Below are 24904 nucleotides of genomic sequence, written 5' to 3' on the forward strand. Positions count from 1 at the left end.
AGGAATCGAACCCGTAACTGGCGGCAAGTCACTGATTAACACCCAACGGACTTGGGTGCTTGCCTGAAGTGCGCCTACATTTTTTTGTCGCTGACGAGAGGAACGTCATGAATAAGCAACGCCGCCACAGGCGTACGGGTCGGACAGCAGGCAATCGACAACGTGGCACCTGGCTTCCAGCCATGCTGTACGACTATGGCGCCGCGCTATTTAAACACTGACGATGCCATTAATGTTTCAGGTTGGGTCGCCCCGTCAATAAATGACAAGCGAGTCGTCACGCTGTTGGTACACGCCCTTTCTAAACAGCATTTCTCGAATATCGTATCGGTTAGTTTTCGGCCGCCAGTATAAACCCGAACAGCACCGAATGTCACACCTCCGCACTCCCCATTTAAATTCATGTTACCCGGCACAGCACGAATTTGGACTTTATAAAGTGTCTTTTTGATTTTACAGGTTTTTGTGACTTCGCGTATTGAGGCCACATGAGTGCCCGCGGCGTCATTCTTTTTCAGTTCAAACGTATCGATCAGATAGCCACCCTTTAGGACATTAAGCTTATCCCCGCCGTACGAAATTCGAAGCATACTTGATTTGACGTCACATTCGACACCAATGAATCTTTGATCATCGCTCGCAATGACATGCGCCGACGTCGCCAAGAAAACCAAAGCTACAGCAACTTTACCAATGTGCATTTTGCACTATCCCCTTGACTGAAAAGAAACCGATAAATATCGATATCTAAAGATAGTCAGCAACGCTCCTATCATTATATTGATAATGTTTCTGACGATATAAGCAGCCCGGCAACATTGACCCGATTTTTCACGCGTCGCAATACTACATTAAGCGATTGGCCATCATCAACGAAACCGCATCTTCTACCTCGGTAGGGTCTGCTGCCAACGGGCAACATCCATCGGCTAGAAGCCAGTCCTGGCACTGACCAGGCTGACCAGAGCCATACTCACTCGATAGCTTGTCGTTCCCAGTGCCTCCATCGAGTTGGTCGCCTTCGCCGTCGAGCTCGTTGTCGCCTTGCTCGCTGTAAAGCAGCTCCTCGCCGGCATTGAGGACATCGTGCCGACGAGGAGGACAATACACCGGTCAAGGGTTAAAAGTCGTGAGCGTGATAGCTCCCTCTCTCACCCCTAGGGTATGACAGAACTATGCCAGACAGCGGCGCAATGGGACTGAATATGGCTTGATATGACAGGAAAAACAATGGGCAGGTGGCGGCAAGCCATTGATTTATATAGGTAGCGCCTGACACCCTACGGACTTAAAATCTCTCGACCGCAAGGTTGTGCCGGTTCGACCCCGGCTCCGGGCACCAGCTTTAAAAACAAAGATTTAATCAAAAAAGCGCGGCCGCACTTCCCGTCTTTTCTGCTTCGCCATGCTGGCCTTGCTTCGCAAAGTTTCGGCTCAAGTCTTCCGCTTCCGCCAAGCGCAAGGCACCATCACGTGCGGCCTGCCATTGCGAGTGTAGCCGATGGGATAAGCCGCCATGGATGGCTTTACTTATCGCCTTGCATACTTTGTCCTGACAATCCTTCGCCAGATTTTCGTTCTTCTCCAGATCCGTACGAAGCTGAACCATATTGAGTGAATAAGCCGTCTTCTTTTTATTCCACCACCATTTTCGTTCTTCCACATGCTCTTGTTTTTCCAGATAGCGTTCACCCATACTATCTTTGTCGAATGCCTTGCCTCTTTGCTTGATAACCAATTCTTGCACAAGATGCTGCTGGACTTCTCCATCGAGACCTTCGGATTCGGACATCGCCAGCAATTTCTGCATTTTCTGGCCTAAACCCAGCCTTTCAAAAGTATCGACCTCCTCTCGCCAAAGGCTTGTTTTTCCCGGCTCAGACTTGGCATGCATCAGCGAAATATAGCTACTTAAAGCCACACTATCAGTACTGAGCAGGACTTTATCGATAAGGAAATTGAACTCGGCATCTTTTATCAATTCTTGCATTACAACATTCATTTGCTTTTCATGACCCTGGCGATATAGTCGCTGAATCGCGGCATTGGCCAAATTGCGTAAATCCGGCTCCTCCCCATTCGGGTATTTAGCTTTAATTTTTCCCAACTCTTTCGAGATATCGTTCCATATCACGCGCTGCATTGATCGCTCGCGAATCTCGGAGATGGATATCGCAGCCGCTTCGAACGAGGGGGCAGAGAGCACTACTTCCGCAATCGCATCCATCTCTCTCTGCTCATAGCCGAAGTAACGTTCGCCTAGCGCCTGCGTCCGCATCTTGGTGACAATGGCGAGGATGGTCAAGCCGCCACCGGTAAGCAGGAAGGGTAGGCCGAAACCGATCAGCGGTCCGCCCAATAGCATCAGGACTTGCCCCGCCGACAGTACAAGGTTGGCTACGATGCCACCCACGATATTCAGGATATTCTGCGTACCCAGGCGGGCAAACAAATCGGTCTTGGTGGCTTTGTCCAGGCAGGAGCCCGCAATGATCTTCTTTTGCGCGGCCAGGCCGATCTGCTTTTTAACACCCCAGCCGGCTAGCGCCACGCCATATAGCGCCACGGCGGCCTGCCCTACCCCCATGGCAAGATGGCCACCCAGACCAAGCACGCCCGCTGCACCTTGGGCGCCCGTTCCGAGGGAGAAATTCGCCAGGGCCGACCCGCCGGCGGCATCGGCCGCCGCTGTGGCCACCAGACTTTGGGCGCAGGAAGTCGCGACAAAGTTCGCCAGTGCGCCTGCCTGGTAGAGCAGCACGCCACCCAGCATGGCATGCGCCCCCAGCACAAGGGCGGGGGTTGCACGGTACTTCACTGCGCTCAATAGATGCTGGTCCAGGCCAGACTTGAAATTCGCCAGCGCATGCAAGACCCCTAGCCGCCGGTTCTCGTCACCCGCATTGTTTGACAACCGTTTAAGGTTGGTGAGCAGGTAAGTGCACATCTTGGCGTCGGAGATGTCTTTCAGATCCTTTTCCAAATCGGGTTCAATCAATTGAATAGCCTCAATCAGCGCCCCCCTGGCCCCGTTAAGTGACTCGATACCGTCGAGATAGCCCCGCTTCGCGTCCGCAAGTTCGTCGCGCGACCCGGTTGCGCCGAGATTTACCAAGGGCAGTATCAGGGGATAGAACACGAAAGCTTGCAGTATTGCGCTGCCATGCTGGGATAGACCGCTGCCCTGAAAAATATTGGCCAGGTCATCGAAACCGTCGATGACGAAGCCGGGAGTGGTCGCGTCTACGCCTGTCCCTTCCGTGAGCGGGCGTATGCCTACCGTACGCTGCGGCTTTCCATGCCTGGCGTATTTTATAAAGGTGGGCCAGTTCCTGGGATCGAACGGGGATCCGGCCACCTTGACGAAGCGCGGCTTGTCGGGCGCCTTGTTCTGCTCGGTCGACTTGCCAACTTCAACCTGGCTCGATTGCGGGCAGGCTTCTGGTTGGCCAGCTTTTACCTTCAAGTCATTTTTGTAAATCGATTTATTTCTAATAGCATCCTTACTACTGCGATGCATATTTTCAGTATATTCACGCGTCCCTACTCCAGACTCGTCCAAGTGTGGTTCTTCCGGATGCTTCGCTATCTCCTGACCAGCTTCCTTTATTCCAGATTCTCTATGAGCCGATGAGGAAAAAAAATGAATGCTACGAAATATAAGCATAGTATGACCAAGAAATTTATTTAAATCGGAGCGAGATTTACGCTACGTAATTGCCGAAAGCATGGTAAAGCTCAATAAACGATAACAATAATCATTCACATATAAAAAGACTACCTCTACTCAAAATCGTTCCCATCCTGGGTACGACATTGTGCAGGCTATGCTCATTCCCACTTCCGCCATAAGAAGCGCTTCGCTCATACGTCGGCAGCCTATCGCAGCGACTTAGTCCAGATGCGTTGCGATAGGTTCCACCGATAACGCGCGCGGACTAGCGCCCCAGCCTGCTTTATCGGTGTTCCCAACGAGGGGGCAAGTGCGGTCGGACGCTTTAGCTCCGCTACCACCGCGCCGAATCCGCTTGCATCCCGCCACGGGCTGCTAAGATGAGTGAACGATGAAAGACGCCAGACTCCCCTTTTCGCCCGTTGCCGGCAATACGATGCCGGCCAATCGTGAATTCAAATTCACTCAGCAGGATTTCGAGCGCGTCAAAAAGCTGATTTACGATTATGCCGGCATCGCCCTGAACGACAGCAAGCACGATATGGTCTATGGCCGCCTGGCCAAGCGGTTGCGGGCGCATGGCTTTACCACCTTCCAGGAATACCTGGTACTGCTGGAACGCGGCAATGAAGCGGAGTGGGAGGCGTTCATCAATTCGTTGACCACCAACTTGACCTCATTTTTTCGCGAGTCGCACCACTTCCCGGTCTTGCTCGACCATTTGCGCGCCAACAAGGCATTTGGCACGCTCAATATCTGGTGTTCGGCCGCTTCCACCGGCGAGGAGCCGTGGTCGCTCGCCATCACGGCAGCGGAGGCCTTTGATTCCTTGCGGCCACCGGTGCGCATTATTTCCACCGACCTGGACACCAATGTCCTGAAGACCGGCCAGGCAGGCATCTATAGCGCAGAGAAGGTGGAGAAGTTGACACCGGCGCAACTAAGCCGCTTTTTCATCAAACGCTCCGACGGCCAGTTCGAGATTCGGGCGGAATTGCGCGAGATGATGACCTTTCGCCGCCAGAACCTGATTGACCCGAGCTGGTCCTTGCGCGCCCCCATCGATGCCATCTTTTGCCGCAACGTAATGATCTATTTCGATCGCGCTACCCAGCTGAAGATACTGGAACGCTTCGCCCCGCTGCTACGCCCCAATGGCCTGTTGTTCGTCGGCCACTCCGAGAACCTTTACCACGCTTCCCATCTGTTCAAGCTACGCGGCAAGACCGTGTACGAACTGGAAAAGCCCAAGTAAAAAAAGCGCCACGAAGGCGCTTTTTTTACGGTGACGCGATCAACGCATCTGTACGTTTTGCTGCTTGCGCAATTGCGCCAGATAAGCCACCAGGGCTTCCTCGCCAGCCAGTTTCTGCAGGGTCTGCGGCATATTCTTGACCATCTCGGGTGGCAGCGCTTGCTGCGCAGCCTTGCCTACGCGGAACAGCACGTAGTTGTCCTTGCCTTCCACGCCGGTATAAGCGGGCAGCTTGGCGCCGGGCAGGCCAAAGATCGCATCGACCGCAGGCTTTTCCAGCCCTTCGGGACGCATACGGCTGACGACCGCGGTGGCCGCCCACTCGTAGCCCGCCGTATTACCTGCCTGCAGGGCGGCCAGCGCCTTCTTGCCTTCCGCCTGGGCCAGCTTGACGGCACGTTCGCGCTTGAGCTGCTCGCCGATCTTGGCCGTCACATCGGCCAGGGGCAGTTGCCGGGCAGCCTCGTGCGCCAGGATGCGGGCGGAGACCAGGGTGCCGGGCGCGACTTCAACGGCTTCGCTGTTGTGCTTCTTCTTCAATACATCGTCGCCGAACACCGCTTCGCGCAGCTTGGCCTGGTTCAGCATCGGGTCGGCGCTGGCTTCGCGGGTAAGCCAGTCGCTTTCACGCACCGTCAGCTTGAATGCCGTCGCGGCGCCCTGCAGACTGTCCCCTTGCTGGTAGACCATATCGGAGAACTTCTCGGCTTCCGCGGCGAAGCGCTTTTGCGCCGCTTCCTGCCGCAAGCGCTGTTCGATAACCGGCTTCAGTTCTTCCAGGGTCTTGGTCCGGATATTTTCCACTTGCAGGATGTGATAACCGAATTCGGTCTCCACCACGCCGCTCAGCTCGCCCTTGGCCAGCTTGAACGCAGCCGCATCGAAAGCCTTGACCATGGCACCCCGGGGGAAATATCCCAAGTCACCGCCCTGAACGGCCGAACCGGTATCCTCGGAGTTTTGCTTGGCCAGCTCGGCGAAACGCGCGGGTTCCTGTTTGACTTGGGCAAGCAGCTGATCGATCTTTTGCCGGGCAGCGGTACGGACTTCCTTGCTGGCCTTCGGATCAGCCTTGATCAGGATATGGCGCACTTGGCGCTCTTCAGCTGCCAGATCGCGTTGATTTTTGTCGTAATAGGCCTGGATTGCCGCCGGCTCCAGTTCCACCGAGCGGGCGAGTTCCTCGCGTGACAACACCAGGTAGGCTAGCTTGACGCGCTCCGGCATGCGGAATTCGGCTTGGTGGCCATCGTAGTATTGTTTGATCTCGGCCGGGGTAACCGTAGCCTGGGCAAGGAAGCGATCCGGCGAAAATAGCAGAGGCGTGACTTCGCGCGCCTCGGTCAGTGCCTGCAACAGCCGCTCGCCGGTCTGCTGGGAGTGGATGCTGCTGAGCGATAGCGCGCCGGCCAGGCGACGGGTGCGCAAATCATCGGTCAGCCGCGATTCCAATTGCGCCGGCGTCATTTGCCGTTGGGAAAGAAACTGCTTGTAGCGCTCCAGGCTGAAACGGCCATCTTCGCCCTTGAAGGCCTCGACCTTCTGAATCTCGGCGCGTAGCTGATCTTCGCTGACGCCGACATTGAGCTTCTTGCCCTCATTGGCCAGCAACTGCTGCTGGATCAGGTCCTGCAACAGCTGCGGCCTGGCTGTTTCCGCCACGGCCTGCCCGCCATTGGCCATCGCCAGGTCGCGCTCGGTAATCTCGACGTCGCCAACCTTGGCGACATACGTTGCTTGTCCATTAGGCTCATAGGTCGCCATACCACCGCCGACCATCAAACCGAGGACCACCAAGCCAAGCGCAACACCTACTGCCCGGCGGTTGTTCTGCACGAATTCAAACATCGGGACGCCTCTCCATACCCAGCGGGCGGATGGTTCATAATCGGACAACAAAAAAAAGGGTGAACTTGGCGTTCACCCTTTTTGTCTGGCGGAGCGGACGGGACTCGAACCCGCGACCCCCGGCGTGACAGGCCGGTATTCTAACCAACTGAACTACCGCTCCGATTTCCGTCGGGCCAATCGGGACCGATTGGCAACGGGTGTAACTTGGTGGGTGGTGACGGGGTCGAACCGCCGACATTCTGCGTGTAAGGCAGACGCTCTACCGACTGAGCTAACCACCCTTTTTGCCACCTGAAGCATTCGAAAAATCCGTTGAAGATTTCTCGATCAAGGAAGCCAGCTATTGTACGGCATCCTTTAGAGATTTACCAGCACGAAATTTAGGTTGTTTTGCAGCCTTGATCTTGATGGTCGCTCCGGTACGCGGATTGCGGCCACTTCGCGCACTTCGCTCACCCACATAAAAAGTACCAAAGCCAACTAGCGTCACCATCTCGCCGCCCTTGAGAGTCTTGGTCACAGCAGCAATGGTTGCATCCAGTGCTTTTCCTGCTGCGGCTTTCGAAATCTCGGCTTCGGCGGCGATGGCGTCAATCAGTTCCGACTTATTCACTTAGTATCCCCTTTCGGTTGATAGGATGAGCAACAGCGGTCATTCGCTTCAGCGTTATAGCAAGTGGATTTTTCGCATGTCAAGCGCGAACCCGCGTCGCTGCTGGATTTCCGGGGTATTTGTGCCGTTTTGGATTTAATCTACCCATCGTGACAAATAACACTGTTTTTACGCAACGCCCGGTGTGATCCCACAAGACCAAGGACCCCACCGACGCATCGCAGACTACCCCCTCCGTTTTCCCGCTTCAAAGCCGAAAGTGATACTTCCACCACCGAAACACCGCGCCCGCACTCATCATGCTCCCCTTCATGCGGGACGCTGGCCATACCTGTCGGGAGTGGCCGAGAACCTGCGCTGGCCCCCGGTAAAACTCCCCTCCCGCCAACACCGGGAGGGGCTTGCAGCCTACTTGCTCAATGCTTGGTCGGCGTCGTGCTGGGCGCCACCGGCGGCGTGGCCGGCGCGGCAGCGGTCGTGTCCGCCGCCACCGCAAGCTCCGTACTGCGCGGTACCGGCTGGCGCTCCAATGCCAGGGCCAACACCTGGTCTATCCACTTGACCGGGTGGATCTCCAGCTTTTGCTTGATATTGTCAGGGATCTCGACCAGATCCTTGGTATTGCCATCGGGAATCAGTACATGCTTGATACCGCCACGATGGGCAGCCAGCAGCTTCTCCTTCAAACCACCGATGGGTAGCACTTCCCCACGCAGGGTGATCTCACCGGTCATCGCCACATCGGCACGTACCGGGATGCCGGTCAGTACCGACACCATGGACGTGGTGATGGCGATACCCGCCGAAGGGCCGTCCTTGGGGGTTGCACCCTCGGGCAAATGGATATGGATATCGTGCTTTTGGTAAAAGTCGGTATCTATCCCCAAGCTTTCGGCGCGGCTGCGTACCACCGACAAGGCGGCCTGGATGGATTCCTGCATCACGTCACCCAAGGTGCCGGTGGTGATCATCTTGCCCTTGCCCGGCAAGGATACGGCTTCGATGGTCAGCAACTCGCCACCCACCTCGGTCCAGGCCAAACCCGTCACCTGGCCTACCTGGTTGTTTTCCTCAGCCAGGCCATAGGTGAATTTCTGCACGCCGAGATACTTGTCCAGGTTCTTGGCGGTCACCGTTACCCGCTTGTCCGAAGGCTTGAGCAGCAAAGCCTTGACCACCTTGCGGCAGATACGCGCCACTTCGCGATCCAGGCTGCGAACGCCGGCCTCGCGGGTGTAGAAGCGCACGATATCGCGCAGGGCGGACTCCTGGATAACCAGCTCGTTCTCCTTCAGGCCGTTCGCGGTCATCTGCTTGGGCACCAGGTATTTCTCGGCGATGTTGACCTTCTCGTCTTCCGTGTAGCCGGCCAGGCGGATGATTTCCATCCGGTCCAGCAGCGCCGCCGGGATATTCAACGAATTGGCGGTGGCGACGAACATGACATCCGACAAATCGTAATCCACTTCCAGATAGTGATCGCTGAAAGCATGGTTCTGTGCCGGGTCCAGCACTTCCAGCAGGGCCGAGGAGGGGTCGCCACGGAAATCGGCGCCCATCTTGTCCACCTCGTCCAGCAGGAAGAGCGGGTTCTTCACGCCGGCCTTGCTCATGCTCTGCAGGATCTTGCCCGGCATGGAGCCGATGTAGGTCCGGCGATGGCCGCGAATCTCGGCCTCGTCGCGCACCCCGCCCAAAGCCATGCGGACGAACTTGCGATTGGTCGCGCGGGCAATGCTTTCACCCAGCGAGGTCTTGCCGACGCCGGGTGGCCCCACCAGGCACAGGATGGGAGCCTTGAGCTTGTCCACACGCTGTTGCACGGCGAGATACTCGACGATCCGCTCCTTCACTTTGTCCAGACCATAATGATCCGTATCCAGGACGGTTTCGGCTTCTGCCAAGTTCTTACTGATTTTCGTCTTCTTCTTCCAGGGAAGACCGATCAGCGTATCGATATAGTTGCGCACCACGGTGGCCTCGGCCGACATGGGCGACATCATCTTCAGCTTTTTCAGCTCGGCATCCGCCTTGGCCTTGGCGTCCTTGGACAAACCGGCGGCCTTGATGCGGGTTTCCAGCTCGTCCAGCTCGGCGCCTTCCTCGATCTCGCCCAGTTCTTTCTGGATGGCCTTGACCTGCTCGTTCAGGTAGTACTCGCGCTGGCTTTTTTCCATCTGGCGCTTTACCCGGCCACGGATGCGCTTTTCGACCTGCAGGATGTCCAGCTCGGATTCCAATTGCTTGAGCAAATGTTCCAGCCGCTCGCCGACCGGGAACATTTCCAGGATTTCCTGCTTTTGTTCCAGCTTCAGCGGCAGATGCGCGGCGATGGTATCGGCCAGGCGACCCGCACGCTCGATCCCGGACAGCGAGGTCAATACCTCGGGCGGGATCTTCTTGTTCAATTTGACGAACTGGTCGAACTGGCCCAGCAGCGCCCGGCGCATGGCTTCGGTTTCGGTATCTTCGGCCACGTCCATGGGTACCGGCTTGGCGGTCACGGTGAAATGGCCTTCCTCCTCGGTGATCTGCTCCACCAGGGCGCGCTGGCTACCCTCCACCAGCACCTTGACCGTACCGTCCGGCAGTTTCAGCATCTGCAGGATGGTGGCAACCGTGCCGATATCGTACATGTCGGCAGCGACCGGTTCGTCCTTGGCGGCATTCTTCTGCGCCAGCAGCAGGATCTGCTTGCCGGCTTCCATGGCCGCTTCCAGCGCGCGTATGGACTTGGGACGGCCCACGAACAGGGGGATGACCATATAGGGAAAGACCACCACATCGCGCAGAGGCAGAAGCGGCATGTCGATCGGTTGTGCGGGCAGTTCGGTATGCTGGGACATGGAGTATCCAGTGCGAGAGTCGATGGCTGGAAGATGGGGGGGCGACACGCCGATTTCAATCGGTCACAGGACCATCTTGAACGATATGCAGCCGGCTTCGCAACCAGGCGATGGAAAAAACCGGAAAAAAAGAAACCGCCACGAAGGCGGTTTCCATTGCCGAACGGCAGCGCAATGATACTCGGCTTATGCAGCCTGTGCCCGTTGCGGGTCGGCATGCACCATGATGGGCTGGCCATCGTGATCGATAACGTTCTCGTCGATCACGACTTTTTGCACATCATGCTGCGACGGCAGTTCATACATGGTATCGAGCAGGGCGCCTTCCAGGATGGAGCGCAGGCCGCGCGCACCGGTCTTGCGGACCAGCGCCTTGCGGGCAATCGCCGCCAGGGCTTCGGGGCGCACTTCCAGCTCGGCGCCTTCCAGCTCGAACAGCTTCTGATACTGCTTGATCAGCGAGTTCTTCGGCTCGGTCAGGATGGTGACCAGCGCCGCTTCATCCAACTCGTCCAGCGTCGCCACTACCGGCAGGCGGCCGACGAATTCAGGGATCAGGCCGAATTTGATCAAGTCTTCCGGCTCGGTTTCGCGCAGGGTCTTGCCCACGTCCTTGCCCGATTCCTTGGACTGGACCGAAGCGCCAAAACCGATGCCGCCCTTTTGCGAACGCTGGCGGATCACATTGACCAGTCCGTCGAAGGCGCCGCCGCAGATAAACAGGATATTGGTGGTATCGACCTGCAGGAACTCCTGGTTCGGGTGCTTGCGGCCGCCCGAAGGAGGAATGGACGCGACCGTCCCTTCGATCAGTTTCAGCAAGGCCTGCTGCACGCCTTCGCCCGATACGTCGCGGGTGATGGACGGATTGTCGGACTTGCGCGAAATTTTGTCGATTTCGTCGACATAGATAATGCCGCGCTGCGCCTTCTCGATATCCCAATCACACTTTTGCAGCAGCTTGGCGATGATGTTCTCGACATCCTCGCCGACATAGCCAGCCTCGGTCAGCGTGGTGGCATCGGCCATCACGAAGGGTACATCGATCAAGCGGGCCAGGGTCTGCGCCAACAGCGTCTTGCCCGAACCGGTAGGCCCGATCAACAGGATATTGGACTTGGCCAGCTCCACGTCGCCCGCCTTGGCAGCCGGGTTGGCAAGGCGCTTGTAGTGGTTGTATACGGCAACCGCCAAGGTCTTCTTGGCTTTGTCCTGGCCGATCACATACTGGTCCAGCGAAGCGCGTATCTCGGCCGGCGAGGGCAGCTTGTTACCGCCCGGCGTCTTGGCGGCCGCGCTGGTCGCGGCGCCGCCGCCTTGCAGCTCTTCGCGCACGATATCGTTGCACAGTTCGATACACTCGTCGCAGATGAAAACCTGCGGTCCGGCGATCAACTTGCGTACTTCATGCTGGCTCTTGCCGCAGAAGGAGCAGTAAAGGAGTTTTTCTTTATCGGTCATGGCAACCTCGCCATTGCTAAGCGATCGCTCACGCGACCGTATTCGGAAAACCTGCGGACCGGCAGCGCCGGTCCGACGGGATGAAAGCCTACAAGCTTAAGCAAGGGCCTGACGCGAGGTAATCACCTGATCCACCAGGCCATAAGCCTGGGCTTCGGCGGCAGTCATGAAATTATCGCGGTCGCTGTCGCGGGTGATCTCTTCCAGAGAACGCCCGGTGTGCTCCGACATCAGCTTGTTCAGCCGCTCGCGCAGGCTGAGGATGTACTTGGCATGGATCTCGATATCGGTCGCCTGGCCCTGGTAACCGCCCAGTGGCTGGTGAATCATGACCGTCGAATTGGGCAGGGCAAAACGCTTGCCCTTGGTGCCGGCCTGCAACAGGAAAGCACCCATGCTGGCCGCCATGCCCACGCACAGGGTGGAAACATCCGGCTTGATGAATTGCATGGTGTCGTAGATCGACATACCGGCCGAGATGGACCCGCCCGGGCTGTTGATGTACAGGAAGATGTCCTTGTCCGGATTCTCGGATTCCAGGAAGAGCATCTGCGCGACCACCACATTGGCGGTGACGTCGTTTACCGGACCTACCAGGAAGATCACCCGTTCCTTCAAAAGGCGGGAATAGATGTCGTAGGCACGCTCCCCGCGACCACTCTGTTCGATCACCATCGGCACATAGCCGAGGCCCTGTGGTTCGGTTTGGGTATTGCGCCAGTCGGCGGGATTCCAGTTGCTCATGCTGTCCTTCTCAATCGGCGAGTCGTAGAGGGGTGCCGGATGAAAAAAGGCCCGGCCGGCACTTACCTATCTTAAGGTAAGGCGGGCGAGCCCGTTTTCAAGCAGCGGCTAGAACTTTAGACAAACGTCAGGCTTGTTGGCCCATCAGTTCATCAAATGCCAACTGCTTTTCGACCGTCTTGGCCTTGGCAAACACAAACTCAACCACATTGTCTTCCAATGCCAGTGCTTCCGGCCCTTCGAGGCGATCCCGGCTGGCATAGTACCACTTGACCACATCTTCCGGATGCTCATAGCTCTCGGCGAATTCTTCGACGATGGCGGTGATCTGCTCCGGCTTGGCTTGCAGGCCGTTGGCGCGCACCACTTCGGCGAGGATCAGGCCCAGGCTGACGCGGCGCTTGGCTTGTTCTTCGAACAGTTCCTGCGGGAAAGGCATGTCCTTGGGGTCGAAGCCGCGTTGTTGCATTTCCTGCTTGGCGTTTTCGACCAGACGGCCGATTTCCTGGCCGATCAGCGCGCGCGGCACTTCGATCGGGCTGACTTCCAGCAGGGCTTGCATGACCGCTTCTTTGGCACGGGCGGTCAGGCGACGCTTCACTTCGCGTTCGACGTTCTTGCGGATCTCGGCGCGCAGCTTGGCCACATCGCCATCGGCGATACCCAGCAGCTTGGCGAATTCGCTGTCCAGCTCGGGCACTTGCGCGCCGGCCACGTTCTTCACGCTGACTTCGAACTGGGCGGTCTTGCCGGCCACTTCCTTGCCTTGGTATTCAGCCGGGAAGGACAGGTCGAAAGTCTTGCTGTCGCCTTCCTTCATGCCCAGCACGGCGCTGTCGAATTCCGGCAGCATCTGGCCTTCGCCAGCCTGGAAGGCATAGTTCTCGCTGGAGCCGCCGGCAAAGGCGACACCGTCGATGGTGCCCTTGAAGTCGACGATCACGCGATCGCCCTTCTCGGCGGCACGTTCGACGCGATCGAAACGGGTGCGCTGCTTACGCAGGATCTCGATGGTCTTGTCCACTTCGGCATCGGTCACGGCCAATACCGGACGCTCGATTTCCTTGCCGGACAGGTCACCCACCACGACTTCGGGGTAAACCTCGAAGGTGGCGCTGAAATTGAATGCATCGCCTTCGGCCGGCTTGCCTTCAAAACGGGGGAAGCCCGCCACGCGCAGCGCTTGTGCCTGCACTGCCTTGGCGAATGCCGATTGCACTTGCTCGCCCAGTACTTCTTCGCGAACCTGCATGCCGTAATTGGCCGCCACCAGCTTCATGGGCGCCTTGCCCGGGCGGAAGCCCTGGATACGTGCGTTACGCGCCACCTTCTTGAGACGGGCATCCACGGCGGTTTCGATATCGGCGGACGGGATGGCGAAGTCGAGACGACGCTCCAGTTGGCCCAGCGTTTCCAGTTGTGCTTGCATGGTCAATCTATCCTGTGTTGCGAATATGCGCTCAAACCGCCGGCAGGTGCCGACGACTAAAATAATCCCGTGGCGTAGGAGAATGCGCTCGGCACCTCTCCCACACTAAGCCCGCGATTGTCTGAAACTTTTCGGTAATTGGCAAGGCGTAGTTGCGCGCCAGTACGCCGACGCTTTCGGACATACAAAAAAAGCCGCCTGGGGGCATCCCATTGCGGCTTTTTCATCCTTGCTTGCAGCTGGTGGGGGGTAAGAGACTCGAACTCTTACACCTCGCGGCGCCAGAACCTAAATCTGGTGCGTCTACCAATTCCGCCAACCCCCCCACGACCTTGCCTTGGCAAGGAGGCGAGGATTATAGGCGAGAACCGGCAAAAACACCACAGATCATCATTCCGACAGAAGCCACGCCCACTAATCGCCAAATTTGATCGTGCGCGCCGCATCCGGGCCGCCCGGCCCGATCTGGCCAAGGAAGGGAGCCAGCTGTGCTTCCGCCCCAGGCGCGGCCTTCAGGCTGACTTCACCGCGAAGGCCCTGCTTCGCCTGCCAGTCACCCCCGCCATTCAATTGCAGCACACCCGCCAGGGTCGCCAGCTGCAATCGCCAGCCGTCGCCGGCCGGCACCAGGGTGGCACGGTAGTCGCCCAAGGGATTGAGGCTGGGAACCAGGGTGGAAGTCGCGCCCAGCCAATCCACGCTGAGCTGGCCGACCGGCTTGCCGTCCTTCCAATGCAGCTCGGGACTGGCCACGCGTAGCTGGCCGGTAAGGCCATAGGCACGGGTGCGTGCATCGAGCCGCAGCAAGGGGCCGGCGGCGAAGGTCAGATCGGCCTCGCGCAGTTCCAACCCACCCAAGCCAAACGACAGCAGCGCCTGGCCACCGTCGAGTTTGATGGCATAGCCCAGCTTGCCGCGCAGCAGGCCGGCAGGCTGCCAGGCCCATTCCAGCCGCTCGGCCAGCGCCGCATCCTGCAGGATAGGCTGGGCCGAACCCTGCCACAGACTGCCCTGGCTGGCCGCCAGCTGCAATTTACCGTCGGTCTGCGCCGCCACCACCATGCCCAGGATACTGGCCGGCAAGCGCAGCACCAGGAAAAGCAGGGTCAATAGCACCAGCGCCACCCACCATGGCCAAGTCAGCCGCTTCATCGCGTCCACTCCAGGTCGGCATCGACGGTGTCCGTGCCATCCGGTGAACGTACCGACAGTTTGCTGAGCTTCCAGCCTTGCGACTGGGCGGCCGCCATCAGCGCGGTCAGGCTGGGCCAGGCGACGGACTTGGCGTGCACCGCGCCATGCTTGTCATCCTTGCTATCGACCGTTGCGGTGCCAGCGGGCCAACCCGCCGCCATCACCAGGGCTGAGATATCGCCGCTATTGGCTGCACCGGCCGGCTGCCCCTTGGCTTCTTGCAGATCACGCTGAAAACGCGCCACGTCGGCCCGCAAGCCCGGCAGGCTGGCTTGCAGGCGAGCCCGTTCGCGCGCTACCGGCGCGATGACCAGGCCATAGATCAGGGCAAGCAGCAACAAGCCACCACCGGCGGCCAGAATGGCGCGTTCGCGCGTATTGCGCTGCTTCCAGAATTCGATCAGGGGAGCGAGATGGGATTTCATGGATTGGGTGTCAGGCTCAGTCGGGTACGGTCGTTTCCGCTCGGGCTGGTTTCCACCTTGCCGTTTTGCGACAGGGTTTGCACCAGTGCGGCCAATTGCTCGGGCTTGGCCAGGTATTCGGCCTGGAAGCGCCCGTCGGCATACTCCAGCGCCAGCAGCTTGATCTCACCCGCCATCAGGCGGGGAGCGGTATTGAGTAGCGCGGTCAGGGCGCCACTGCTGGTTGGTGCGGCGGTGGCCTTGCTGCTCAACATGGTTTGCAATTGCAGCTGGGCATCGACGATAGGCGTATTGGGAAAAGCCTGGCTGAAGGCGCCATTGATACTCTGCTTGAGCGCCCCCTCCTCGCTCCGCCAACTCCACCATTGGCCGAGCAAGGTCACCAGGCAAAGGGCGAGCGCGCTACCGGCCAGTACGCCCGCCGGTTTGAGTCGAGGCCAGTCCACATCGATCTGCGCCCCGGCGGCAAACTCGCCCTGCATCAGATTGATCGCGTCGCTTTCGACCGTGGCGGCGAAGATATCGCCCGCGTACAGCGACACCGGGCAACCCAGCCTGAGTTGCCAGCGGGCCAGATCAACCTGCTCGGCCAAGGCCGGCTCGATCGCCAGCGACAGGCTCTCCAGCTCGCCCAGCGCGGCGACCAGCAGCGCAGGCGGTTCGGTCGGCGAGGCCGCATCGAACCATTGCGCGGTTTCCTGGCTGCGCCTGGCCCAGCCATTGCCGTACCAAAGCAACATGCCGCCATCGCCCGGCACCAGGACGTCCGCCGCCCAGGCAGCACGTGGGCGGCGCCCGACCTGGGTCAGGGTATTGAGCAGCTCGGCGAAGAATTCACGCTGCACAGCAGCGACGCGGCACTGCTCGCCGGCCAACTGGTGGGCTAGATGTTGCTCCGCAGGCTCCGACAGCAAAACCTGGTCCAGCGCGAAAGGCAGTAGTTTGCCAGCCTGGCGGCCGGCGCCTTTCGGCAGGGTAACGGTGGCGCGCAACACCCTCGCCGGCGGGAGGAACAGCTCGACCCGGCTGGCAGCCGGCAGCTGGCTCAAGGCGGAACGGCCATGGCCGATCTGGCTGCCGGTCTGGGTGCGCCAGGCGACTTCGGTCGCAGCACTGGCGGGTAAAGAGGATTCGGCAGGAAAGAGTCGCAGTATGGTCACGACGGGGGCCGCTTGAAAGTGGGTGGGAAAATGCGCGCCAGTATGACACAGCACCGGCGGGCAGCGAGGCCCAACAGGGCGTAGAAGCGTTGCTGTAGAACTTTTCCGACAATGCCGCCGGGACGGGCGCGAATCGACGATATGCCTCATCGCCCCCGAAGCTCGGTCTTTACGGCACCTCCGAACACATCACCACTCGAGCGTAAGCGAGGCTCCCTCGCGGCGCGAGGGCGGGGCCGCCCGGGTGAGGGAGAGTGGGATAAATCAGCGAGGAATCGTTGAGATATTCACGGTCCGCAAACACACGGCTCTGCCGGGTGCTGCTCCAAGCGCTCAGCCTTCCCACTTGTTCGGAGCTTCCATAGCGTAAAATGCCGGTTTTCCGCTTTCAAAACCGGCCCATCATGACCGTTCGCACCCGCTTCGCTCCCTCCCCCACCGGCCTACTGCACATTGGCGGCGTACGTACCGCTCTGTTCAGTTGGGCGTACGCACGCAAGCAGCAAGGCGTATTCGTGCTGCGCATCGAGGACACCGACCTGGAACGCTCCACCCCGGAATCGGTGCAAGCCATCCTGGACGGCATGCACTGGGTGGGCCTTGGCTATGACGAAGGTCCGTTCTATCAGATGCAGCGCATGGATCGCTATAAGGCGGTACTGAAGGACATGCTGGTCACCGGCACCGCCTACCATTGCTACTGCAGCCGCGAAGAATTGGACCAGATGCGCGCCGAAGCGGAAGCGCGCGGCGAGAAGCCGCGCTACGATCGCCGCTGGCGGCCCGAGCGCGGCAAGCAATTGCCGGAGATTCCCGCCGGCGTGGCGCCGGTCATCCGCTTCCGCAATCCGATCGACGGGGTTGTCGCCTGGGATGATGCGGTCAAGGGACGTATCGAGATCGGCAATGCCGAGCTGGACGACCTGATCATCGCCCGCCCGGACGGCACGCCCACCTACAATTTCTGCGTGGTGGTGGACGACTGGGACATGGGCATCAGCCATGTCATCCGCGGCGACGACCATGTCAACAACACCCCGCGCCAAATCAATATCCTGGCTGCGCTTGGCGCCCCCCTGCCCATCTACGGCCACTTGCCCATGATCCTGAATGCGGACGGCCAGAAGATGAGCAAACGCCGCGATGCGGTCAGCGTGGTGGATTACAGCGAACAGGGTATTTTGCCGGAAGCCTTGCTCAACTATCTGGCGCGGCTGGGCTGGGGCCATGGCGACGAGGAATTCTTCACCCTGGAACAGTTCGTCGAATGGTTCGACCTGAAGAACGTCAGCCCCAGTCCTTCACGCTTCGACCGGGACAAGATGCTGTGGATCAATCAACAGCATATGAAAGCCGCGGACAATGCCCGCCTGGCGGAACTGACCCGACCGTTCCTGACCAAACTGGGCTGCGATACCGAACAGGGCCCGGCCCTGCCGGCGGTGATCGCCATGCTGAAGGAACGCGTCAGCAACCTGGTCGACCTGGCCGCCCAAGCCGGCTACTTCTATCGCCACGAAGCGGCGCCGGCCGAACTGGCCGCCCAGCATCTGAACGAGGAAGGCCGTGCGCGCCTGGCGCGATTCCGCGCCATCCTGGCGCAAACCGAATGGGAAACCGCCGCACTGTCCGCCGCCATCAAGACCTTTGTCGCCGCCGAAGGCGTCAAGATGCCGCTGATTGCCATGCCACTGCGGGCCGCCGTGTGCGGCACCACCCAGACGCCGTCGATCGACCAGGTGCTCGCGCTGCTTGGCCAGCAGGAAGTACTGAAACGCCTGGATGCCGTCCTGAACGCATAGCCACGACGCGAAACACGCGCTGAAAAGGGCCGCATGGTTTACGACCTGCGGCCCTTATTTTTCCCCGATTTGCTGCCGCACGGCAGGGCAGGCGGAAGCCGACGACGGGTTTCGGCGCCGCTTTTGGCAAATTTGTGTAAATACAAGCGGCATTTGGCCGGTACAAGCACTAGATTGAGCTTTGCGAATGGTAAAAAATGCCGCCGGCCGGCGCCATTGCACGGCTAGCCCGCAGGCGTCACCAAGCCGGACGGCTTTTCCGGTAAAATTCGCAGCCTCTCGTAGCCCAACCAGACCGGTTCGCTCCATATGCCCACCCACATCAAGCTGCGCGGGGGCCTTGCCCTCTCGGCCTTCCGCCTCGACAAACTGACTAACGGCCTGAAAGCGGCCGGCGTCAGCGGCCTTGCCCCCTACGCCGAGTTCTGGCATTTCATCGAGCTGGAAGGCGCCCTCGACGCGGATGAAGAAGCCAAGCTGGCGCAGATCCTGCACGATGCCAATCCGGCCGAACCGGCCCGCGCCAACGGCTCCATGGTGTTGATCACGCCGCGCGTGGGCACCATTTCGCCCTGGTCGTCCAAGGCCACGGACATCCTGCGCCTATGCGGCCTGAGCAAGGTACTGCGTATCGAGCGCGGCGTCGCCCTGTATGCCGGCCGCCAGCTGAACGCGGCCGAACAGGCTACCCTGGCCGAACTCGCGCATGACCGCATGACCGAAACCGTCTGGGACAGCTTCGACGGTACCGAAGCGCTATTCCGCCATATCGCCCCGCAGCCCTTGGCCAGCGTGGATATCCTCGGCGCCGGCCGGCCGGCGCTGGAAGCCGCCAACCGCGAGATGGGCCTGGCCCTGTCGGCCGATGAGGTGGATTATCTGGTGGAGAATTTCCGCAAACTGGGCCGCAATCCGAACGACATCGAATTGATGATGTTCGCGCAGGCCAACTCGGAACATTGTCGCCACAAGATCTTCAATGCCGACTTCGTGATCGACGGCGAAGCACAGGACAAGACCCTGTTCGGCATGATACGCGACACCCATAAGGCGCATCCGGAAGGCACCGTGGTCGCCTATTCGGATAACTCCTCGGTGATCGAAGGCGCCGGCATTCTGCGTTTCCATCCGGAACCCGGCAGCCAGACCTATCGCTACCACGCCCGCCCTACCCATATCCTGATGAAGGTGGAGACGCACAACCACCCCACCGCCATTTCGCCCTTCGCCGGCGCATCCACCGGCTCAGGCGGCGAGATCCGCGACGAAGGCGCGACCGGCCGCGGTTCGCGGCCAAAGGCCGGGCTGGCCGGCTTTACCGTCTCCAACCTGAATATTCCCGGCTTCAAACAGCCCTGGGAAGTCCATTCGGACACTCAGCTCGAATACGGCAAGCCGCAGCGCATCGTATCCGCCTTGCAGATCATGCTGGATGGCCCGATTGGCGCCGCGTCCTTCAACAATGAGTTCGGCCGCCCCAATCTGACCGGCTACTTCCGTACCTTCGAGGAAAGCTACCTGGGCGAGATGCGCGGCTACCACAAGCCCATCATGATCGCCGGCGGCTTGGGCAATATCGACGGCGACCATGTCGGCAAGCACGACATCCCGGCCGGCGCATTGATCGTCGTACTGGGCGGCCCCGGCATGCTGATCGGCCTGGGCGGCGGCGCCGCCTCGTCGATGGATACCGGCGCCAACGCCGCCGATCTGGATTTCGATTCGGTCCAGCGCGGCAACCCGGAAATCGAACGGCGCGCGCAGGAAGTCATCGACCGCTGCTGGCAGCTGGGCGACAAGAACCCCATCCTCAGCATCCACGATGTCGGCGCCGGCGGACTATCCAACGCGCTGCCCGAGCTGGTACACGGTTCGGCGCGCGGCGCCAAATTTTCGCTGCGCGATATCCATATCGAAGAAAAGGGCATGTCGCCGCTGCAGATCTGGTGCAATGAATCGCAGGAACGCTATGTTCTGGCCATTCTGGCCAGCGATCTGGACAATTTCCGCGCCATGGCGGAACGTGAGCGCTGCCCCTTCGCGGTAGTCGGCACCGCCACGCTGGAACAGCAGCTGGAAGTGGCGGACAGCCATTTCGGCAACAAGCCGGTCGATATGCCCATGGACGTGCTGCTGGGCAAGCCGCCCAAGATGACGCGCGAAGTGCAGCGGCTGGACCCGCCGCTGCCCATGTTCGACTCCTCTTCCCTTGATCTGCACGACGCCGCCTACCGGGTGTTGCGCCTGCCGGCCGTGGCTGACAAGAGCTTCTTGATCACCATCGGCGACCGCTCGGTCGGTGGCATGACCGCCCGCGACCAGATGGTCGGCCCCTGGCAGGTGCCGGTAGCCGACGTGGCCGTCACCACCATGGGCTATGAAACCTACCTGGGCGAAGCAATGGCGATGGGCGAACGCACGCCGCTGGCACTGATCTCCGGCCCGTCATCCGGCCGCCTGGCGGTAGGCGAAGCGCTGACCAACCTGGCCGCCGCGCCGATCGCCAAACTGGGCGACGTCAAGCTGTCGGCCAACTGGATGGCCGCCGCCGGCCATCCGGGCGAAGATGCCAAGCTGTTCGATACCGTCAAGGCGGTACGCGATCTCAGCATCGCGCTGGGCATCAGCATTCCGGTCGGCAAGGACAGCCTGTCCATGAAGACGGTATGGCAGGAGCAGGGGCAGGACCGCGCGGTGATCGCACCGCTGTCGCTGATCGTCTCCGCCTTCGCACCGGTGACCGATGTCCGCCGCACCCTGACACCGCAACTGCGTACCGACCAGGGCGATACCGACCTGCTGCTGATCGACCTGGGCAACGGCAAATGCCGCCTGTCCGGTTCGGCCCTCGCGCAAGTCTACAAGCAGGTCGGCAACCATATGCCCGACCTGGAGAATCCACAGGCCCTGGCCGACTTCTTTGGCGTGGTGCAACAGCTCAATGCCCAAGGCAAGCTGCTGGCCTACCACGACCGCGGCGACGGCGGCCTGCTGGCGACACTGGTGGAGATGATGTTCGCCGGCCATGTCGGCGTCACCTTGGACGTGGACGAGCTGTGCATCGAACGTCGCCGCAATGAACGCGAATACGGAGAGATCAACCCCGAGTCGGTTGCCCGCGCCGAGAACGGCCGCCTGATGGGCGTGCTGTTCAATGAGGAGCTGGGCGCCGTGCTGCAGGTACGCCGCAGCGACACCCATGCGGTAATGGCAGCCTTCTTCGCGGTCGGTATCCGCAGCCAGCTGCATGTCATCGGCACGCTGAACGACGACGACAAGCTCAAGATCAAGAAGCGCAACCGCCTGGTGTTCAGCGAGCCGCGCATCGAACTGCAGCGCGCCTGGTCGGAAACCAGCTGGCAGCTGCAACGCCTGCGCGACAACCCGGCCTGTGCCGACAGCGAATTCGCCCGCCTGGAAGACAAGCATGCGCGCGGCCTGTATGCCGAGCTGAGCTTCGACCCGGCCGAGGACATCGCGGCGCCTTATATCGCTCGCGGCAACAAGCCCAGGATCGCCATCCTGCGCGAGCAGGGCGTCAACGGCCATATCGAGATGGCGGCGGCATTCGACCGTGCCGGTTTCACCGCTCTCGACATCCATATGTCCGACATCCTGGGTGGACGTGTTTCGCTGGCCGATTTCCAAGGCTTCGCCGCTTGTGGGGGCTTCAGTTACGGCGACGTACTGGGGGCCGGCGAAGGATGGGCCAAGTCCATCCTGTTCAACGCACGCGGCCGCGACGAGTTCGCCCGCTTCTTCCAACGCGGCGATAGCTTCGCCCTGGGCGTCTGCAACGGCTGCCAGATGATGTCCAACCTGGCCGAGATCATCCCCGGCGCCGAAGCCTGGCCGAAATTCCGCCGCAACGCATCCGAGCAGTTCGAAGCGCGCCTGGTCATGGCGGAAGTCACCCGTAACCCCAGCCTGTTCTTCGCCGGCATGGCCGGCTCCAGGATGCCGGTGGTGGTCTCGCACGGGGAAGGCCGCGCGGTGTTCGAGCGGGCCGGCGACCGCAAGTCGGTGCTCACCGCCCTGCGCTATATCGACGATAAGGGCCAGGCGACCGAGGTCTATCCGCAAAACCCGAACGGCTCGCCCGACGGCGTGGCCGGCGTCACCACCGCGGATGGCCGCTTCAGCATCATGATGCCGCACCCGGAACGGACCTTCCGCACCGCCACCCTCAGCTGGCACCCGGATAACTGGGGCGAGGACAGCGGCTGGATGCGCATGTTCCGCAATGCGCGGCATTGGCTCGGCTAATCGGCCGCGCCCTCACGCAAGCTTGTCGGCAGCGCCGGAGTTCCGGCGATGCCGACAAGCTTGCGTCGCCCTCAAGGTATAATCCTCGTTTTCGCCGGTCCGGTCAGCAAACCCATGCACGCTCCCCTTTCTCCCTTGCAGCTCAAGCTGCCGGTCGGTGTCGTGCTGGCCGTGCCGGCCTCATGGATTCAGCAGCCCTGGCCGGGTCATTACGATGGCCTAGCGCATTTCGCCTATGGCTTGTGCTTTAGGGCACAGGCGAGGGAACAGTTGCCTGGCCATATCGGTCTATCACAGCTGCCAAGCCTTGCCGGACAGCGTCGGCGGGCGCCGGAGCAAACGATATGATGCAGACACAGGCACTGGAGGTATTGCAGAAGGTCTTCGGCTACGAGCAGTTCCGTGGCCGCCAGGCCGAGATCGTGGCCCAGGTGGCCGGCGGCGGCGATGCGCTGGTCTTGATGCCCACCGGTGGCGGCAAATCGCTGTGCTTCCAGATTCCAGCCTTGTTGCGGCCAGGCTGCGCGGTGGTGATCTCGCCCTTGATCGCCTTGATGCAGGACCAGGTTGAAGGCCTGCATCAATTGGGTATCGCGGCTGCTTTCCTGAACTCCACCCTGGATGCCCATGCGGCGCGCGAGGTGGAGCAAAGTTATATGCGGGGCGAACTGAAATTGCTTTATGTCGCCCCCGAGCGTTTGCTGACGCCGCGCTTCCTGGCCTTGCTGGAACACACGCCGGCCAGTCTGTTCGCTATTGACGAAGCGCATTGCGTGTCGCAATGGGGGCACGATTTCAGGCCGGAATACATCGGCCTGTCGCTGCTGCACGAGCGTTTCCCCTCGGTACCCCGGATCGCGCTGACCGCGACCGCCGATGCTGCTACCCGCCGGGAAATCGTCACGCGGCTGGCCTTGGAAAATGCCGCCCAGTTCGTCTCGTCTTTCGATCGGCCCAATATCCGCTACCGCATCATCGAGAAGGACAACGCCCGCAAGCAGCTGCTGGCCTTTATCGAGCGCGAGCACCATGGTGACGCGGGAATTGTCTACTGCCTCAGCCGCAAGCGCGTGGAAGAGACCGCCGCCTTTCTATCCGCCAACGGCATTACCGCCCTACCCTATCACGCCGGCATCGCCGCCGAGATCAAGGCAGGCAACCAGACCCGCTTCCTGCGTGAAGACGGCATTGTCATGGTGGCCACCATTGCTTTCGGCATGGGCATAGACAAGCCGGATGTACGCTTTGTCGCCCATATCGACCTGCCCAAGAGCCTGGAGGGCTACTACCAGGAAACCGGCCGGGCCGGCCGCGATGGCCTGCCATCGAATGCGTGGCTGGCCTATGGCTTGAACGATGTGATGCAGTTGAAGGAGATGATAGAAAGCGGCGGTTCGCCCGATGCGCAGAAGCAGGTCGAACGGGACAAGCTGAACGCCATGCTGGGCCTGGCCGAAACGGTGGCTTGCCGGCGCCAGGTCATCCTCGGCTATTTCGGTGAAAATGCCGTGCCGTGCGGCAATTGCGACAACTGCCTCGTTCCTCCCACCACTTGGGATGCCACCGATGCCGCCCGCAAGGCGCTCAGTTGCGTATTCCGCACCGGCCAGCGCTTCGGCGCCGGCCATGTGATCGATGTGTTGCTCGGCAAGACCACCGAGAAGGTCAAGCAGCACTTCCACCATACGGTCACCACTTTCGGTATCGGCAAGGAGCTGCCGGAAGCCGGCTGGCGTTCGGTACTCCGGCAATTGCTGGCCGCGGGTTTCCTGCAGACCGATACGGAGTTCGGTGGCCTGCAACTCACGCCCGCTGCCCGTCCCCTGCTGAAAGGGGAAATGCAGCTGCGTTTGCGCGGCCTGCCGGAAAAACAACGCGACAAGACCGACCGCGACAAGAAACGTTCTGCTGCCAGCCTCGATATCGCGGCTACGGACGAGCCATTGTGGCAGCGCCTGCGCAGTACCCGACGCGCCCTGGCCGACGAGCAGTCGGTGCCGGCCTATCTGATTTTCACCGATGCCACGCTGAAAGCCATGCTGGATGCCAAGCCCGCCACACTGGCGGATATGGCACACATTTCCGGCGTGGGTGCGCAGAAGCTGGAGCGCTATGGCCTGGCTTTTCTGGATGCGTTGCACGCGGGCTGAGCGGGCTGGACACCGGGCCTGCGCGCGTTTTCCAA

At 60.3% G+C, this 24904-nt stretch carries 16 protein-coding genes and 3 tRNA genes; 5 read left to right on the plus strand and 14 right to left on the minus strand.

The genetic code is table 11. The features are described from left to right. Positions 1–206 precede the first annotated feature (206 nt). Entirely contained in the window at positions 207–701 is a 495-nt protein-coding gene (locus FNU76_RS06400) for a hypothetical protein (protein ID WP_143856934.1), read from the minus strand. A 662-nt stretch (positions 702–1363) separates the two neighbouring features. Next, the gene (locus FNU76_RS06405) at positions 1364–3562 is read right to left on the minus strand and encodes a hypothetical protein (RefSeq protein ID WP_143856935.1); all 2199 of its coding nucleotides are present in this window, start codon (positions 3560–3562) and stop codon (positions 1364–1366) included. Between the two features lie 502 nt (positions 3563–4064). Between FNU76_RS06405 and FNU76_RS06410 the strand changes: the two genes are divergently transcribed. Continuing rightward, positions 4065–4928: a CheR family methyltransferase gene (locus tag FNU76_RS06410; protein WP_223879248.1), complete on the plus strand. Its 864-nt coding sequence runs from the start codon at positions 4065–4067 to the stop codon at positions 4926–4928. A 39-nt stretch (positions 4929–4967) separates the two neighbouring features. Here FNU76_RS06410 and FNU76_RS06415 read toward each other — a convergent pair whose 3' ends face one another. From FNU76_RS06415 to gspL, 12 genes are all read right to left on the minus strand, one after another. Next, positions 4968–6776, minus strand: a complete 1809-nt coding sequence (locus FNU76_RS06415; RefSeq protein ID WP_143856936.1) for a peptidylprolyl isomerase — start codon at positions 6774–6776, stop codon at positions 4968–4970. A gap of 86 nt (positions 6777–6862) precedes the next feature. Further along, positions 6863–6939: transfer RNA gene (locus tag FNU76_RS06420), tRNA-Asp, on the minus strand. 45 nt (positions 6940–6984) lie between these two features. Further along, positions 6985–7060 (minus strand) — tRNA-Val (locus tag FNU76_RS06425). Between the two features lie 59 nt (positions 7061–7119). After that, a complete protein-coding gene (locus tag FNU76_RS06430) occupies positions 7120–7392 on the minus strand; it encodes an HU family DNA-binding protein (RefSeq protein WP_143856937.1) in 273 nt (90 codons plus the stop codon). A gap of 416 nt (positions 7393–7808) precedes the next feature. Continuing rightward, the gene (lon, locus tag FNU76_RS06435) at positions 7809–10238 is read right to left on the minus strand and encodes an endopeptidase La (protein ID WP_143856938.1); all 2430 of its coding nucleotides are present in this window, start codon (positions 10236–10238) and stop codon (positions 7809–7811) included. 186 nt (positions 10239–10424) lie between these two features. After that, entirely contained in the window at positions 10425–11699 is a 1275-nt protein-coding gene (gene clpX / locus FNU76_RS06440) for an ATP-dependent Clp protease ATP-binding subunit ClpX (protein ID WP_144277416.1), read from the minus strand. 96 nt (positions 11700–11795) lie between these two features. Continuing rightward, positions 11796–12443, minus strand: coding sequence for an ATP-dependent Clp endopeptidase proteolytic subunit ClpP (clpP, locus tag FNU76_RS06445; RefSeq protein WP_144277417.1), 648 nt, complete (start codon positions 12441–12443; stop codon positions 11796–11798). A 127-nt stretch (positions 12444–12570) separates the two neighbouring features. Beyond that, entirely contained in the window at positions 12571–13872 is a 1302-nt protein-coding gene (gene tig, locus FNU76_RS06450; RefSeq protein ID WP_144277418.1) for a trigger factor, read from the minus strand. Between the two features lie 240 nt (positions 13873–14112). Further along, a tRNA-Leu gene (locus FNU76_RS06455) sits at positions 14113–14197 on the minus strand. Between the two features lie 89 nt (positions 14198–14286). Next, positions 14287–15024, minus strand: a complete 738-nt coding sequence (gene gspN, locus FNU76_RS06460; RefSeq protein ID WP_144277419.1) for a type II secretion system protein N — start codon at positions 15022–15024, stop codon at positions 14287–14289. Further along, positions 15021–15491 carry a type II secretion system protein M gene (locus FNU76_RS06465; protein ID WP_144277420.1) on the minus strand — a complete coding sequence of 157 codons (471 nt, stop codon included), beginning with the start codon at positions 15489–15491 and terminating at the stop codon, positions 15021–15023. The genes gspN and FNU76_RS06465 overlap by 4 nt, the downstream gene beginning before the upstream one ends. Beyond that, positions 15488–16651 carry a type II secretion system protein GspL gene (gspL, locus tag FNU76_RS06470; protein WP_179958376.1) on the minus strand — a complete coding sequence of 388 codons (1164 nt, stop codon included), beginning with the start codon at positions 16649–16651 and terminating at the stop codon, positions 15488–15490. Before gspL ends, FNU76_RS06465 begins: the two co-directional genes overlap by 4 nt. A gap of 404 nt (positions 16652–17055) precedes the next feature. On the opposite strand from gspL, the gene gltX reads away from it, so the two are divergent. From gltX to recQ, 4 genes are all read left to right on the plus strand, one after another. Further along, on the plus strand, positions 17056–18453 hold the full coding sequence (gene gltX / locus FNU76_RS06475; RefSeq protein WP_144277422.1) for a glutamate--tRNA ligase: 1398 nt from the start codon (positions 17056–17058) through the stop codon (positions 18451–18453). Positions 18454–18762: 309 nt separating this feature from the next. Continuing rightward, on the plus strand, positions 18763–22719 hold the full coding sequence (gene purL / locus FNU76_RS06480; RefSeq protein ID WP_144277423.1) for a phosphoribosylformylglycinamidine synthase: 3957 nt from the start codon (positions 18763–18765) through the stop codon (positions 22717–22719). 114 nt (positions 22720–22833) lie between these two features. Further along, positions 22834–23067: a hypothetical protein gene (locus tag FNU76_RS06485; RefSeq protein ID WP_144277424.1), complete on the plus strand. Its 234-nt coding sequence runs from the start codon at positions 22834–22836 to the stop codon at positions 23065–23067. Further along, positions 23064–24869 (plus strand): DNA helicase RecQ, encoded by a 1806-nt coding sequence (recQ, locus tag FNU76_RS06490; RefSeq protein ID WP_223879249.1) that lies wholly within the window; start codon positions 23064–23066, stop codon positions 24867–24869. Before FNU76_RS06485 ends, recQ begins: the two co-directional genes overlap by 4 nt. The last annotated feature ends 35 nt before the right edge of the window (positions 24870–24904 follow it).

Source organism: Chitinimonas arctica, from assembly GCF_007431345.1.
Taxonomy (GTDB): Bacteria; Pseudomonadota; Gammaproteobacteria; order Burkholderiales; family Chitinimonadaceae; genus Chitinimonas; species Chitinimonas arctica.